This is a genomic window from Xanthomonas translucens pv. cerealis (assembly GCF_006838285.1).
Taxonomy (GTDB): domain Bacteria; phylum Pseudomonadota; class Gammaproteobacteria; order Xanthomonadales; family Xanthomonadaceae; genus Xanthomonas_A; species Xanthomonas_A cerealis.
In genome coordinates this window covers 2104332-2119199 of the sequence record NZ_CP038228.1, presented here as the reverse complement: position 1 = coordinate 2119199, position 14868 = coordinate 2104332, and the positions used below count along the sequence as shown (strand labels likewise).

8 protein-coding genes and 2 pseudogenes are annotated in these 14868 nt (G+C 62.4%); all 10 read right to left on the bottom strand.

The window, feature by feature from the left end; all coding sequences use genetic code 11:
• Positions 1–3: 3 nt before the first annotated feature.
• Positions 4–135 (bottom strand): annotated as a pseudogene (locus tag E4A48_RS09370) (Imm71 family immunity protein); the annotation flags it as partial.
• Positions 132–1616, bottom strand: coding sequence for a hypothetical protein (locus E4A48_RS09365; RefSeq protein ID WP_142742315.1), 1485 nt, complete (start codon positions 1614–1616; stop codon positions 132–134). The gene E4A48_RS09365 and the pseudogene E4A48_RS09370, both read right to left, overlap by 4 nt.
• A 59-nt stretch (positions 1617–1675) precedes the next feature.
• A pseudogene (locus E4A48_RS09360) lies at positions 1676–3361 on the bottom strand (DUF2345 domain-containing protein); the annotation flags it as partial.
• A 6-nt stretch (positions 3362–3367) separates the two neighbouring features.
• Positions 3368–3775 (bottom strand): hypothetical protein, encoded by a 408-nt coding sequence (locus E4A48_RS09355; RefSeq protein ID WP_128809155.1) that lies wholly within the window; start codon positions 3773–3775, stop codon positions 3368–3370.
• 317 nt (positions 3776–4092) lie between these two features.
• Entirely contained in the window at positions 4093–7134 is a 3042-nt protein-coding gene (locus E4A48_RS09350) for a calcium-binding protein (RefSeq protein WP_142742313.1), read from the bottom strand.
• A 24-nt stretch (positions 7135–7158) separates the two neighbouring features.
• Complete coding sequence (locus E4A48_RS09345; RefSeq protein ID WP_260608107.1) at positions 7159–8862, bottom strand: type VI secretion system Vgr family protein; 1704 nt, start codon at positions 8860–8862, stop codon at positions 7159–7161.
• A 172-nt stretch (positions 8863–9034) separates the two neighbouring features.
• Complete coding sequence (locus E4A48_RS09340) at positions 9035–9640, bottom strand: hypothetical protein (protein WP_142742312.1); 606 nt, start codon at positions 9638–9640, stop codon at positions 9035–9037.
• A gap of 72 nt (positions 9641–9712) precedes the next feature.
• Positions 9713–10306 (bottom strand): hypothetical protein, encoded by a 594-nt coding sequence (locus tag E4A48_RS09335; RefSeq protein WP_142742311.1) that lies wholly within the window; start codon positions 10304–10306, stop codon positions 9713–9715.
• Positions 10303–12468, bottom strand: a complete 2166-nt coding sequence (locus E4A48_RS09330) for a peptidoglycan DD-metalloendopeptidase family protein (protein ID WP_185910743.1) — start codon at positions 12466–12468, stop codon at positions 10303–10305. The genes E4A48_RS09335 and E4A48_RS09330 overlap by 4 nt, the downstream gene beginning before the upstream one ends.
• Positions 12469–12472: 4 nt before the next feature.
• Complete coding sequence (locus E4A48_RS09325; RefSeq protein ID WP_142742309.1) at positions 12473–14866, bottom strand: type VI secretion system Vgr family protein; 2394 nt, start codon at positions 14864–14866, stop codon at positions 12473–12475.
• Positions 14867–14868 lie beyond the last annotated feature (2 nt).

Below are 14868 nucleotides of genomic sequence, written 5' to 3'. Positions count from 1 at the left end.
GTCCGCCCATGCCTGATACAACTCGAACATACGGTTCCACGCAGTGAACGAAGATTCCTTCTTCAGCTGGTAGAACATCTGACGCCGTTCAAGATCATTGGGCAACATCAGCCCGTCGGGAAAATTACTGCTCACGGCGATACCACCACTTGACGATGCTCCTTGGTCGCTTGCTCGCGCTCGGCAAGGCGGACGGTTGTGACGCTGGTCGGGCCAGGCGTATGGAAGTAACCAATGATGCCATTGACATCCTCCCAACCGGTCGGCTTTATCTCGAAGCGCATGCCACTGACCGGATCGACCCACGCTAAGGGCCTGTTTTCGGAAATCACGCGTTTACCTAAAGCTGTTAGTTGATCTGAAACGGTCTTGTCCAATAGGAAGAATGCCTGGGTCGCACCACCAGGCGGGTATTGCCCCGGAAGCTTTTTACCAGCTTGCTCAGCGACAGTGCCGACTACCGCCTTGGGCCCATTCTCTCCGACCACCTGGCCGGTGACGATAAATCCATTGCGATTGAATTCGTCCAGCACTGCGGTGGACGGACGCCATTCCTGGGCACTCTTCGGCGCTTCGCCGATGCCCCACCAAACCCCTCCTGCTGAAGACTCGCGTATTTTTAGGCCGTGAGTGACGCCCTCTTCACCAAAGGCACGAAAGAAGTATTCGCCATCGTGCAACCTTCGATTGATCATTTTCCCAGAATACGCTTGTAAGGCCTGATGGGAATCACCCTCAGCCCGAGCAGGATCGGCCAAATTCGGATAACCATCTTCGTGCTTGTACAAGTGCTCCCATTCGCTTGAGTCTTTGACGGACGCCGGATTCTGCTTGAACCCGCCCCGGCTAGACCGCACCGGTAGCACGCCATCTTCCACCAGACGCGCTTCGTCGGCGCGGGTGATGACGCGCTCGCCGGTGGCCACCCGGTGCAGCGCCACCCGGCTGGTCGTCTCGCCGCCGCTGCGCACGTAGGCCTGCAGTTCGCGCAGGTTCTGGTCCAGTTCCTTGATCGCCTTGGGGATCATCTGCTCGGCTGTCGTGCGCAAGGTGCCCAGACCGCCGATCAGTTCCTTGATCCGCTGTGTCAACATCCCCGGCATCAGCGCCCCCATCCGTGCATTGGCCTTGCGCAGCACCGAGGCGAGGGTATTGGTGAGCGCGGCGAACCGTTCCAGGATCTGCGCTTGATAGTCGGCAAACTTCAGCCGCAGCAGCCACGCCTCGGCGTTGCGCGTGCCGATGCGGTTGAGGAAGGCGATGATGTCCTTGGCACCTTGCAACAGGTGCGCGGCACGCGCGGCGCCGCGCAGTTCGGCGGCGGCCTTGAACACCTTGCACAGGATGCGGCCCACGCCCTTGATGACGCCACCGATCACCGGCACCAAGGCTAGCACCAGCACCACGAGCAACACCCATTCCCAGACCCGTTCGCGCGCCTCCGGATCGTCGATCAGGCGGATGACCACAGCGATGATGTCGCGCGCCGCGGTGACGTCGCCCACCAGCGGGATCATGCCGATCACCGCATCCACCAGGATCTGCGACAGCGAGGCCTTCTCGTTGAAGGCGCCTTGCACCGTGCCCCAGGTCCAGCTGCCGACATCGGCCGCCATCGCCTGGAACTGGCTCCAACTGAGTCCGCCGGGGGGAGATGCCGCAGGTATAGCCCCCATCACTGCACTCCTTTACCGGAATCGGCGGTGGTGGCGGCCAGATACTTGTCCACCACGCCGTCCAGCCTTGCATCGGCAGGATTGGCCGCGTGATCGGGCGTGGGCGTCATGTCCTTGCGGCCGAACAGGCCCGGCATCGGCGAGAACACCACCTCGGCCGAGCCGCCGGGGACATTCGCCACCTCGGCGCGTCCCTGCGCGTCGAGCGTGCCGTGCCGTTTGCCTCCATCGGCCAGGGTGACCACGTAGTCAGCACCGGCCAGGCCCTGATCGTCGTGGTAGCGATGATCAAGCGACAGCGTTTGCAGGGGAAGGCGTTCTTCCGGCAGCGGCGGGATGGCGACGGTCTTCATCTCCCCACCCAAGAACGGATGCCGACTGGCCTTGACCGTGAACTGCCCCGGGCAGGCGAAGGTGATGTCGCCGCCTTCCAGGGTGATGCGGGTCTGTCCGGCCTGCAGCACGATCTTGTGCTGCGCCAGCACGTCGATGCGGGTGTCGGTGGCGGTGACGGTCAGCGCCTGGTCGGCCAGCAGTTCCAGCGCGCCGGTGTGCGCCTGCAGGCTCACCGGGCCGGCGGCGGCGATCAGTTTGATCGGCCCGCGTTGGGCGAACAGCGCGGTGTGCTGGCCGGACACCGCCGACAGGGTCTGCCCGGCGCTCAGCTGCGCATCCTGCTGCGCGGTCAACTGCAGGGCCTGCCCGGCATAGGCCACCGCGCTGGCCGGGGTGGTCCAGGCGATGTGGTCCGGCGACTCGCCGAGCAGGCGCGCCTCGGCGAATCGTTCCACCGGCGCCTGGCCGTCGCGGCCGCCGTCGGCCGGCTTGGTCGCCGGCTGGCCGCCGACCGCAGCGGTGTACTTGCCCTGCGCCTGCGGGTCGATCGCCTCGCGCAGCCGGGTCACGCTGGGATGGGCGTCCAGGCCGGGCACCTGTTGCTGGGTCAGGGTGTCGTGCAGCGCCTGGGCGGTGCGTTCGGCGCCTTGCAACTGGGCCACCGCCTCGGCCACGTCCAATGCGGTCGAGGCGCCCTGGCCGCGGGCGCTGCTGGACAGCAGCAGGCCTTGCGCGGCATGCACGTTGCCCCAGCCCTGGGAGGCCAGTTCGAAGCCCTGGCCGCGCAGCGCGCCGCGGGCGGTGTCGCTGTGCTGGACCAGGTAGCCCAGTTCCAGCCGGGTGTCGGCCAGCGAGGTGTGCAGGCGCGTGCGCAGCTGGCCGGGGGTGTCGTCCAGCAGCCATTGCTGGGTGCCGCTGCCGTCGTGGGACTGGGTGTGCAGGCCGCTGAGCGTGCCGGGGTGGCTGGCGCTCTCGTCCAGGCCGCCGCCGAAGGGGGGGGCGACCTCGCCGTTGTACAGCTGGCCGGTGATGCGCGGCTGGTCGATGTCCCCGTGCAGGAACTCCACCAGCACTTCGCTGCCGATGCGCGGCAGGAAGTGGCTGCCCCAGTTGGGGCCGGCCACCCACTCGGCCACCGGCACCCAGGTGCCGGCGCGCTGGTCGCCCGGCGCGTGGCCGGGCACGGTGCTGGCGCTGTCGGTCAACCCGCCGGGAGTGGGCTGGTCGCCGCGTTGCCACGGGAACTGGATCCGCACCTGGTGGTCGCGGCTCGGGCTCAGCGCCGCGTCGGCCACGCCGACCACGCGCGCGCTCTGCGGCCCGGGCATGCGCGGGCGGTCCTGCGGCACGTCTTATCAGTGCGCTTTTAGGTGGTTTAGCTTGTCTCGCACGGTTTTGATCTGGGAGGCATCAAGTTTAAAGATGCGCTTATCTAGGATCGACAGATAAGCGTCGGCATTACCGTTATTGACCTCGTCACAGGCTAGTAAATTACTGAATGACGTTTCCGGTGAGTCCGCTGGTTTGCGCACTCCCTTCGCATAGTCATCGGCTTTCGGGGTCGCTTTCATGAGATCGAGGTTCGGATATACGGGATTATCCCACTGGCCTTCGCTGGTGAATTTGCCGCCGCAGAATTCACCAGTCTCCCGCGCGACGATGCAACCGCTATGAGTGTCAACTAGGTTGCAGTACGCGGCTTCTTGCGTGATTGGGCCCTGTGGGGTCTCCAGCTCAGCTGATGCGATCTGGCTGAGGAACACGAATCGATGGTTGGGAGAAAGACGCGGCGACTTCTCGCGTTCAAACGCTCCATCTTGGTCCTCCTGTCCTAGCAAGGTCCTAATGGATTGCCCATCGTGCACGATGGTTACACTCCCAAATCGGCCATCGGCGGTGGGATCCCCGTAGGTCAGCACTACTGGGCTAAGGTCGGGAGACGTGGCTCGGGGGGCGGCTGCAGGCTCCGTGTGCACAGGCGGTGATGCAGCGGTGTGACCATGATTTGGATCGGCTTGTGTCGTTGCACTGCCACCCTCGCAAGCGGACAGTATGAGGAACACAGAAGTCAGTACATATTTCATAGTTTTGCCTTAAGGCTGCTATATCGCGCACTCGCGTCAGTCATTACACGTGAGTTGCCGTAAATATCCAGTATTGAAGATTCGTGACTAGAATGTTGGGTCGCCCAGGTTCCAGGGTCGCGTGACACTGTCGGGTTCCGTGAGAAGAAGGTGTCTAGAGCAGCACCAAAATCGCGCTCCACATATCCAGGTCGATTTACATGGTGATCTAGAACTACTGCTTTACCTAGGTTTGAACGAATGTAGTCGCTGATCTTGTGTGTGGCATATCCAGCGGGAGCAAGTGAATTGGCGGTTCGAAGACGTTTAACAAAGTCCTTGGCCTGCTTTGCCTTGTACTCATCGGTAACAATTGCGTTGGCAATTGTGGCAAGCGGCTTTGAGCTGATTTTTTTCTTGCTCTCAAAAGCGGCCTGGTCAAAGCCTTCTCGTAAGATTTGCTTCAGCTCGCTGCCAGTTTTGCCATCGTAGTAAAGATACTTTTTGCCGCCTTCGTCCTTTACTTCCCAGCCACAATCTGCAAAAAGTGACTGATACAGAGCAGGATGTTCCTGTTGGAATTCGTATACTTGTATGGGTAATTCGCCCGCCCCCTGGGGGTTAACTGTTTTCTGCATTGCGCCTGCGGTAAGGACTTCGCTATCGTAGGATTGAATGGCGTCCATATTCCCTTCATTTTCAGACATCGCAACCAAGATGTCCCGTTCCGTGGCGGTTACACTGCCAGAAGTAATTAAGGCATCCCAGCCCATGAAGTCAGCTAATTTTAGCTTTCCCCAATATACCGGGCCATACTGCTTTCCATAGCGAGCTGATGCGAAAATTTCGCCTAGGCAGCAGCCACAGGCGCAGCCCGAACTTCCAGGGAAGTTCGCAATCAACCCAATAGGATGGAAAGCATAAACCTTGGCATCCCCCGGCAAAGCTGGAGTGGTTTTTACGTCGCTCCACCACTGCAGGGATTCAATCCGATTCTTTTCCTTGTCCCAATCCGCCTTGCGCGATTCGGGGATATCGCCGTCGATCGCGTTCCATTGCGCACGCGGCGTTCCCCATTCGCTGGTGTGGTGGAAGACCAGGCGGGAAATCGCCTCCGCCAACCAGGGCTGTTTCAGGGCCTTGCGCAGTTCTGCGGGGGTGAGATGACGGTCGTCGTCCAGGTCGATGGCGTCGCATACGCGCGAGAACAGCGGGCCGCCCGTGGCCGCCTGTGCTTTGGCTTCCAGTGCGGCCTGCTCGTCGGGCTTGGCTTGCTTGGTGGCGACCACATGGCGTGCGTACAGCGCTTCCGGCGTAGTGCCGTCGGCTTCGATGAACTCGAAACCCGGCCACTCCCACGGCGAGCAGAGGGTGACCTTGGCATGATCCTTCTCCCTGGCCCAGCCCACGCCGCTGTTGCCGTCGATCTTGCCCACATCCACTTCCCACCAGCGGGTGCCGTCCGCTTCGGTCGCGACCTTTTTCAGTTTCTTGATCGCGGCGACGCGGATGAAGCCCGCCTCCGGTCCGTTGGCCTGGCTGGCCTGTAGCGGGAACGTGCTCCACGCCTTGAGCGAGCGGCCGGCGACGCTGGTGTCGGCGCCCATCAGCGCCTTTTGCACCCACACCGGCGGGCCGCTGGGAACGAGTACCTGGCGGCGCGGGTACTTGTCTTTTTCTTCCTTGGTCTTCAGCGCGTTGTAGGCCGCTTCGGTGATGCTGTCGCTATCGCTGGCACCGAGCACGCGATGCAGGATCTGGCCGCCGCCGTAGGCGTGGGTGGTGCTGTTGAAGCCGCTCAGGCTGCCCTTGTCCATGATCTGCAAAGTGCCTTTGCGCACCTGAACCCAGGCTCCGTCCTTGCCGCCGGGGACCACGGCGGCGGCCTCCTCGGTGCCGATCTGCTGGTCCGGTTCGCTTGGCAGCACAAGCTTGGCGCCCACGTCGATCTTGAGCAGCGTCTTTTGCTTGGCATCCAGCAGCTTCGCCCGCTCACGGCTCTTGGCGATGAAGGTCTTGAGATCTTCTGCGGTGAATACGTCCAACTGGACCAGTGGCCGCACGCCATTCTGCGCGGGGCCGGTTGCCGCCAATGGCTCGAGATCGGCAAAGCGCTGGTAGTGACCGAGATAGCCGATCAAGTCGCCGGCTTTGATCGGGGCAGGGGTTGGCAACACATAGACCGCGTCCTGGCGGTCGGGCTCGGCGCCGGCGGCGGTCAGCTCGGCTTTGTAGGCATACAGTCCTTTTGCGTCGGCAGGAACGGTCTGCCCGCTGACGACCTCGGAGATGACGAAATACCCCTTTTTGTTGGGATTTTCGGCACCCAGCCGCAGCTTGGCGCCGCGTGGCGCATAGCCGACCTTCTGATGCTGCGCGTCGCGCAGGTTAAGGCCTACGCCTGCCTCCGGGATGGAAGGATTGGAGGCCCTGTCGCGGTCCTTGGCCTTGTCGCCGACCACATAGGCCACGCTCTTCCAGAACGCCGGGCGCGGCTTCTTCGGATCGGCTTGGTAGCCGGCCCAGTCGAGCAGGTGGAGATAGACGCTGTAGAAGATCAGCGAAGGCTCTTTCGCCTTCTGATCGGGTGTTGCCGCAGGCTGGGCTGCCGGCTGTGGCGTGGACGGTGCCGTGTTGGCCGCGCCCGGTCCAGCAGGGGCAGGCTGCGCGGTCTGCTTGGGCGCAGGCGGAAGCTCCAGGCAGTGGCGGACCAACACGAAGCCGCGCGAGTAGGTGGCCTTGCCGGCGCTGAAGTCGACGTTCGGGTATTTCGAGTCGATGCGATAAGCGACGACCTCGCCATCGCCGATGCAGCGGATGCCGTCTTCCTGCGCCAGGGTGTTGCCGGTTTGCGTATCGAAATGGATGCCGCCGTGCCATTGCCCATTGGCGCCGATGGGGTAGAACCCGTCCTGCGCGTTGGACAGCGCATCGAAATAGACCTGCGGATCGTCGATGTCGGTCGGCTTGGCGCCGGCCTTGCCTGCTTCTGCGCTTTTCTGGAACGGATAGACCAGCTTGCTGATCTGCGCCAGTTTCTTCTGCTCGGTATCTGCCATGAAGATGTCTTCCTTGTAGAGGGATCAGCCCGAAAAATCGAGCATGCGGTCTGGCTCCAGATGCATCAGCCCATCGGGCAAGGCGAATTGGGGATTGCCGCTCTCCCCACCCAAGAACGGATGCCGACTGGCCTTGACCGTGAACTGCCCCGGGCAGGCGAAGGTGATGTCGCCGCCTTCCAGGGTGAGGCGGGTCTGCCCGGCCTGCAGCACGATCTTCTGCTGCGCCAGCACGTCGATGCGGGTGTCGGTGGCGGTGACGGTCACCGCCTGGTCGGCCAGCAGTTCCAGCGCGCCGGTGTGCGCCTGCAGGCTCACCGGGCCGGCGGCGGCGATCAGCTTGATCGGCCCGCGTTGGGCGAACAGCGCGGTGTGCTGGCCGGACACCGCCGACAGGGTCTGCCCGGCGCTCAGCTGCGCATCGTGCTGCACGGTCAACTGCAGGGCCTGCCCGGCATAGGCCACCGCGCTGGCCGGGGTGGTCCAGGCGATGTGGTCCGGCGACTCGCCGAGCAGGCGCGCCTCGGCGAATCGTTCCACCGGCGCCTGGCCGTCGCGGCCGCCGTCGGCCGGCTTGGTCGCCGGCTGGCCGCCGACCGCAGCGGTGTACTTGCCCTGCGCCTGCGGGTCGATCGCCTCGCGCAGCCGGGTCACGCTGGGATGGGCGTCCAGGCCGGGCACCTGTTGCTGGGTCAGGGTGTCGTGCAGCGCCTGGGCGGTGCGTTCGGCGCCTTGCAACTGGGCCACCGCCTCGGCCACGTCCAGCGCGGTCGAGGCGCCCTGGCCGCGGGCGCTGCTGGACAGCAGCAGGCCTTGCGCGGCATGCACGTTGCCCCAGCCCTGGGAGGCCAGTTCGAAGCCCTGGCCGCGCAGCGCGCCGCGGGCGGTGTCGCTGTGCTGGACCAGGTAGCCCAGTTCCAGCCGGGTGTCGGCCAGCGAGGTGTGCAGGCGCGTGCGCAGCTGGCCGGGGGTGTCGTCCAGCAGCCATTGCTGGGTGCCGCTGCCGTCGTGGGACTGGGTGTGCAGGCCGCTGAGCGTGCCGGGGTGGCTGGCGCTCTCGTCCAGGCCGCCGCCGAAGGGGGGGGCGACCTCGCCGTTGTACAGCTGGCCGGTGATGCGCGGCTGGTCGATGTCCCCGTGCAGGAACTCCACCAGCACTTCGCTGCCGATGCGCGGCAGGAAGTGGCTGCCCCAGTTGGGGCCGGCCACCCACTCGGCCACCGGCACCCAGGTGCCGGCGCGCTGGTCGCCCGGCGCGTGGCCGGGCGCGGTGCTGGCGCTGTCGGTCAACCCGCCGGGAGTGGGCTGGTCGCCGCGCTGCCACGGGAACTGGATCCGCACCTGGTGGTCGCGGCTCGGGCTCAGCGCCGCGTCGGCCACGCCGACCACGCGCGCGCTCTGCGGCCCGGGCATGCGCGGGCGGTCCTGCGGCAGCGCGCGCAGCGGCGTGGCCGCCGGCACTGCCAGGAAGCGGTTGCGGTAGCTGCCGTGCTCCAGCTCCGGCGCATCGAGCAGGGCGACGATGCCTTGGCCCAGGTTGTTCACCGCCACGTGCTCGATCGCCACCGGAACGAACCGCTGGCCGTCGTGCTGGGCGTGCTGGCGCAAGGTGAACGCCGCCCCGGCCGCCAGCACGCGGGCGCTGCCGGCCCCGGCGTGCAGCGTGTGCGGCACGCGCAGCGCGTCCAGCCGCGCCTGCGCCTGATCCTGCGCGGCGACCGCGCGCACTTGCTCGCTGTGCCAGGCCGTCGTAGTAGGGACTGCCCGTGAAGCTGCGCGCCCACCATCAATCCGTGTCGGTGGTTCACCGCCAGACTGACCTTTACCAATGTTCCCCGCAGCTTCCAAGTTTGGCCTATAAAGTTTGACCTATAACGCCATACGAATCCTGCATGGCCGACTACTTAAAACTCATTGACGAGAAGATCTTCTCAATACTTGCCCTTTCCTGACTCTTGTCCTCTTTGTTTATCCAAATAGTATAAGAGGCTGATTTTGAATTGTTTCCAGCCATAAAGACAACCTTTCCCTGAAGGCCGGTTCTGATCATGACGGGAGTTTTATTTTTGGCATCTAAAATGGCTTTATACATGCGGCCGTTATTGAGTTGGGTTTGGTCGAGTTTGTGTAGTAAGAACAACCCCTGTTTATCGGAGTAGCGGGGTTGGTCTTTGCTGGCTTCATTTAAATTAAATCCCTCCTGTTTTGCTGTTGCTGCTAGGTCCTGATTCTTAATTTCTATAAAAATATCGACTAGGCCCTTCCAGTCACTATCGAGTGGCGGTCCGCTATATGATTTTATCTTTTTTCCGGACCATTTAAAAGCTAGAAGGCATCTTTCCCCGCTCTCACTATCTAAGGCTTGCATATCCACATTCACAAGTCCGGCTGGAACCGAGTATGTGATGCCGCATGCAGTGATTTTTTTTTGTTGCTGCGCAGCCTCCGAACTCGGCGCTAGAATTAAAAGCACTGCTGATATTGATAACAATAAGGCTCGTGTCATGACGATGGCTCCGTAATGGCAATATAGTCTGCGGGAGGCGACTTTTCATCGTCAATGCAATTATGCAGTAAATCAATCATCAAACTTGATGGACGAGAATAGCGCGTCAAGATTCTTCTGATCTAGAGCATCTCTTTCTCTGCCGGGTTTGAACCAAGTTGTGTACGACAAGGACTGCTTATCATTTCCAGCCAAATATATTTTCTTCCCTTTCCCCGGCTTTTTTCGGTCAATCATTGTAATTTCATATAAGTCACCTCCATCCAATTTTTTGAAGTTGGAGGAATTTATGTCCAGATTCGGTTCAAATCCATCAAGCTTTTTGCAAACTCTATTTGCATTTTGATCAGCCGCCGAAAATCCATTTTTTTTGATTGCTGTTGCTACGCTAAAAATGTCTACCTGTATGAAAAAATCTACCGAAGCCCTTATCTCATCAGTTGGATAGGGACCTTTAAACGGAGACTTGGGGGCGTACCGCCTGTCGAAAGCCAATACGCATTTCCCCGGAACAAGAATGGCGTCACTGATCTTGATTTCTTTAAATCCTGATGGCACTAAGTAAGAGAGGCCACATTTTGCATTTATTACTCTTTCATTGTTATGCGCGAGCGCGGGGCCGTTCAGAAAAAAGAGAAGGCAAGTTAAGAGTAATATTTTCTTCATGTTTTTGGCTCTATAATGGCGGCATAGTCAGCAGAAACATCCTTGTTGTCATTCAATACATCGGACGCGTGGCCGAAGCAGGCACTTCTGACATCAAAATGCATTAATCCAGGGTTGATGCATTTGGTTACCTCTTTTCGGTCCAAGTATTTTTCGCCTTTGTCAGCCCAATAATTTATTCCAAGCTTGCCCAATGGCAAATATTTTTTATTTGAAAGACTAATCCTCTGTTTGCTTGCCCAGTACCAGCCCGAGGCATCACAGGTGTTGTAGGCCTCTGTCAGTAGGTGGGCGCTGGTCTCATCTGTGAGGAAACTCCTTCCACGATACGTGCCGTAATTTGTATAGTTTGGTCTTCCTGTAACCTGAATTAGACCTCTTCCCTTGAATCTCTTTCCGTCACCAGATGTCGTATTGCCCAAGCGATCTCCCTGAGGTGTATCCGGCTCATACTTATCGAAATAGGAATCAGCACCGCCCTCAACCATTAGCTCTAGCCTCCCGGTTTCGGCAGCCAATTGCCCCCAGAGATGGGCGATGCGTAACGGTGTCGTAATCAGGTACTTTGCGCACATCTTCTGAATCGGTATGTGAATGTTTTCCGGTCGTTTGGCTGAAGCGGTTTCCAGGCGACTTTTCATCGCTTCCCAAGTGAGGGCTCCGTTCTCCGTCACGGCCTGGGTCTTCTTATTCTTTTCCGGGACCGTCTTGCGAGTAGCACGTATGACCTCTCGCTTGCTTAGCCAACCGCACCTCCTGAAATGATCGATGAAGCGGATAGGATGGAAGTGCCAGTGGGCCACCTCCATGCCTTCCAGTTTGGCCTCATCCCAAAAACAAAGTGCCTCTGCATAGCTCTGGAACTTTGCAAAATCCTTCTGCGTTAGATAGGTAGTCGAGCCGGCGCTGTTGGCAGGACTGCCAGGAGGCGATTCTTTCGTGGTCCAACCCCAGCGCGTTGCGATGGTGCTCTTCTGCCATTCGGTTGGAAATTTGCAGATTGTCCCCGCCAAGAACTTTATGATTGTAACCTTCTTGAGTTGGCTTGCCGCTTCTTCGCGTGTATTGATCCCGTCGCTATTGGCATCCAGCAGCTTTTTGATGGTTACGATGGAGCATCGGCTATCGTCTGTCTGATACTCGTTAAGCAGATGCCATCCTGACCAGTGCGGGGCATCGGCGTCGCTGCTTTTCGTGACGCTACTACCGTTGAGATTCACCCACCCGGTGCCGGTGGGCGTGGCGATCTGGCGCCAGTGCGGTGTATCTGCCGGCTTAAGCGGGTCCGGACCCACTGCACGACCGAAGCGCAAGAGTTCGTATACGGCGCTTTGCACCGGAGCATCGGCCTGACCTGCATAGGCTGTGACGATTTCTGCGGACTTAGCGTACAGGTTGTACTCCGCATCCTCTTCGGTCAGCACATTGCCAAGCGTCGTTCCGTCAGCTTTGTATGTAGTGACCTTGGCATCGCCTGCCGCATAGCGGATTCCCACAAATAGCTCTTCATTCAGTGCCGTTCCGCCTGCGCTTGCGGTCTGGCTCAACGCTGGACGCTGCGCATAAACCTGAGTGGTGCCTGGCAGCTTGAAGAACATCTCGCCAAAAATAGCGTCTGTACGTCCGTTCTTGCTTGTGTCCAAATCACCACTATTGCGACCCATCAGCTTCTTGAGATTCGCATCGTTGCAGATGATCTCGAAGTGGATGATCCCGTTGGTGCCCTCAAAGCTACCCGCCGTGCCCAATTCAGCCTTTCGATGGATTTTCTCCCCCGGCTTGACGGTGCTGCGAATAGTGTTTAGGTGAAGATAAATCGAGTAGAACCGCACCTCTGTTTCAGTGGTGTCATCGGCACCAATCGAAGTGTCATGCTGTAGGACAACACACCCATCATCTGTCCATCCCAGATAGTTGAGGGCATGGCTATCGCTCTGTTGGGTAGGTTGGCGGACATAGGCGATTGTGCCATCGGCAATGGCCCTGATCGGCTCGGTACCGGTTCCTGCACTTGGTGCGCGAAGGTGAATGCCTCCATGCCAGCCAAGTAGCTCGCTGACCGGATAGGTACCACTGTCGGCCAATGGCATGGCGCGTGCCAGCCATGAATCTTCGGCCTCATTGGCATTGCGGGCAATCAGAAACGGAGGGCTGATGATCATGTCTCTACCTTGAGAAAGATAATTTCCTGACACCATCGACCGTGCCTTGTGGCAGCTTGTCGATGAGTGCAGTTCCGCTCTCCCCACCCAAGAACGGATGCCGACTGGCCTTGACCGTGAACTGTCCCGGGCAGGCGAAGGTGATGTCGTCGCCTTCCAGGGTGAGGCGGGTCTGCCCGGCCTGCAGCACGATCTTCTGCTGCGCCAGCACGTCGATGCGGGTGTCGGTGGCGGTGACGGTCACCGCCTGGTCGGCCAGCAGTTCCAGCGCGCCGGTGTGCGCCTGCAGGCTCACCGGGCCGGCGGCGGCGATCAGCTTGATCGGCCCGCGTTGGGCGAACAGCGCGGTGTGCTGGCCGGACACCGCCGACAGGGTCTGCCCGGCGCTCAGCTGCGCATCGTGCTGCACGGTCAACTGCAGGGCCTGCCCGGCATAGGCCACCGCGCTGGCCGGGGTGGTCCAGGCGATGTGGTCCGGCGACTCGCCGAGCAGGCGCGCCTCGGCGAATCGTTCCACCGGCGCCTGGCCGTCGCGGCCGCCGTCGGCCGGCTTGGTCGCCGGCTGGCCGCCGACCGCAGCGGTGTACTTGCCCTGCGCCTGCGGGTCGATCGCCTCGCGCAGCCGGGTCACGCTGGGATGGGCGTCCAGGCCGGGCACCTGTTGCTGGGTCAGGGTGTCGTGCAGCGCCTGGGCGGTGCGTTCGGCGCCTTGCAACTGGGCCACCGCCTCGGCCACGTCCAATGCGGTCGAGGCGCCCTGGCCGCGGGCGCTGCTGGACAGCAGCAGGCCTTGCGCGGCATGCACGTTGCCCCAGCCCTGGGAGGCCAGTTCGAAGCCCTGGCCGCGCAGCGCGCCGCGGGCGGTGTCGCTGTGCTGGACCAGGTAGCCCAGTTCCAGCCGGGTGTCGGCCAGCGAGGTGTGCAGGCGCGTGCGCAGCTGGCCGGGGGTGTCGTCCAGCAGCCATTGCTGGGTGCCGCTGCCGTCGTGGGACTGGGTGTGCAGGCCGCTGAGCGTGCCGGGGTGGCTGGCGCTCTCGTCCAGGCCGCCGCCGAAGGGGGGGGCGACCTCGCCGTTGTACAGCTGGCCGGTGATGCGCGGCTGATCGATGTCCCCGTGCAGGAACTCCACCAGCACTTCGCTGCCGATGCGCGGCAGGAAGTGGCTGCCCCAGTTGGGGCCGGCCACCCACTCGGCCACCGGCACCCAGGTGCCGGCGCGCTGGTCGCCCGGCGCGTGGCCGGGCGCGGTGCTGGCGCTGTCGGTCAAGCCGCCGGGAGTGGGCTGGGCGCCGCGCTGCCACGGGAACTGGATCCGCACCTGGTGGTCGCGGCTCGGGCTCACAGCCGCGTCGGCCACGCCGACCACGCGCGCGCTCTGCGGCCCGGGCATGCGCGGGCGGTCCTGCGGCAGCGCGCGCAGCGGCGTGGCCGCCGGCACTGCCAGGAAGCGGTTGCGGTAGCTGCCGTGCTCCAGCTCCGGCGCATCGAGCAGGGCGACGATGCCCTGGCCCAGGTTGTTCACCGCCACGTGCTCGATCGCCACCGGAACGAACCGCTGGCCGTCGTGCTGGGCGTGCTGGCGCAAGGTGAACGCCGCCCCGGCCGCCAGCACGCGGGCGCTGCCGGCCCCGGCGTGCAGCGTGTGCGGCACGCGCAGCGCGTCCAGCCGCGCCTGCGCCTGGTCCTGCGCGGTCGCCTCCTGGGCGAAACGCCCGGCGCGCGGCTGCACGTAGACCTCCAGCGGCGGCAGCGCGCCGGCCTCGGCCTGGGCCTGCGCGGCGACCGCGCGCACTTGCTCGCTGTGCCAGCTGGTCACGGTGCTGGCGGTGGGCACCACGCCGCGGCGCTCGCCGAAGGCGCCGATCGCATCGTCGGCCTCGGCCGCGTCGCTGCGGTGGAAGCGGATCGTGCCGCTGTCCGGCATCTGCGCCTGCGGGTCGAAGATCACCAGCGTGGCCGCGGTCGCCTCGCTGTCCTCGTCCTGCGCGTACGCGTAGCGCCAGGCCAGGCCGGCCTCGGCCAGCAGGCGGGTGACGAAGGCCCAGTCGGTCTCGCGGTATTGGGTGGTGATCGGGTGCGCGGGCAACGCAGCCTGCACGTCGAAGCGGAACGCGGCCTGCGGGTAGTCGGCGAAGATCCGTTCGCAGATCGCGCGCGCGTCCAGGTCCTGGAACACCAGCGCGTTGCGCCGCAGCTCCAGCAGCGCCGTCCACGGCGCCAGGGTCAGCCGGTAGCGGGCCAGGCCGCCGTCGCCGCCCAATTGCGCCACTTCCGTGCACAGGCCCTGCCAGTGGCGTTGCGTGCCGTCGGCCTGGCGCAGCTGCAGGTCCAGCGGCTGCTCCAGCAGCGCCTCGGCCTCGAGAAACGCCGAGGTGGCCAGGCACGCGATCTGCAGCACGG